We start from the raw sequence: 1227 nt of genomic DNA on the forward strand, positions 1-1227 counted from the left end.
TCGCAGCGACCAGGACAACCGCTACATCCGGTAATGTTGTTCACGCACTATGAAGGTCAGAGGGGTCCAGAAGCTAGACCCAATTCACCCCCTGCCGCTCTGCAACCCTCCGTAACCACTTGCCGCTTCCTACCTCTTCGGCGCCAGCAAGCACAGCGTCAGAGCAGTCAGGAACGCAGGATTCTCGGCCCTCAAGACGCCACCAGTCTAGCGAAAAGCCAGGTTCGAGGCCACTTTGGTAGTCCACGATTCGAATCTATTACTAAGGAAGGGCAAAAGAGTCAGGACTAGCTGCAGGTGTGGGAGGAGCGGGCTACTGTTCCACATGCGGGGGAGCTTACCTTGAAGCGCCCATCGTGGGCGAAAACGAGGGGTGTTTCAACGGTATCAGCTGTGACGACACTAAGGAATACGGTGCGATAGACGTCCCAGCTCACTCCGTCGGCTGAGATCTCGACTCGGAAGGTGATATCCTAGGAGGTAAGGTTCGATTGACCCCCTTTGTTGGCTTTGCCCCAGCCTACGTAACGTCGCTTTGTAACATTACCGGATCGTCCTCGGACCATGCAGGTTCAGACCACCACGTGTGGGAGCGAGGGCTCCGAGGCCTCCACCACGGGTTGACATCGGACACAATAGGCAAGCAGCGCTCGTTCTGGATTGTCAATATCCGGATAAAATTAACAACAGTATGTATGTGTAGGAGATGCATCTCTGAACAGACTTACAAAGGCATTGAGATCCGATTCATATTCGCCAGAACTGAAGCCGAGATAGAGAATTGCGCCTGCGCGGACCTCAAAAAAGTCCGAGACTACGGCAAAGTCGTAGGCGTTATTCATAACCAAGCCGTAGTCCTGGCTAGAGCAACCGCCTGGCGATTAGCTGGGAGTAGAGCACTGCAAGAGGTTCCAATTTTGGGGGATAGGGGCAAGCTGGTGGGAAGAGCAGTTCATACCTTCGGAGCATGCACTAACGTTGCCAAAAACACTCCAGAAGTCCTGATTGCAATCGAAACGCGTGGGGGCAATGTCAAGGCCGGGATCGGCACAAACGAAGCCAGGTTCAGTGCGGCAGAATCGATCACACCCGTCACCATCACGGTAGTTGCCGTCATCACACTCCTCAGCACCCGCTACAATCAAGTCGCCGCAAAGGGCCTGGCATTCTCTACAACAATCAGAGGAGATGAGGTAGAAAGACCTTAATGGCGACTTACCCTTGGCC

The 1227-nt window shown here is 54.0% G+C and carries 1 protein-coding gene; it reads left to right on the plus strand.

What is annotated here, in order from left to right; all coding sequences use genetic code 11:
• Positions 1-491: 491 nt before the first annotated feature.
• On the plus strand, positions 492-1208 hold the full coding sequence (locus V6D20_15950; protein ID HEY9817273.1) for a hypothetical protein: 717 nt from the start codon (positions 492-494) through the stop codon (positions 1206-1208).
• Positions 1209-1227: the final 19 nt, after the last annotated feature.

The organism is Candidatus Obscuribacterales bacterium (assembly GCA_036703605.1).
Classification (GTDB): Bacteria; Cyanobacteriota; Cyanobacteriia; order RECH01; family RECH01; genus RECH01.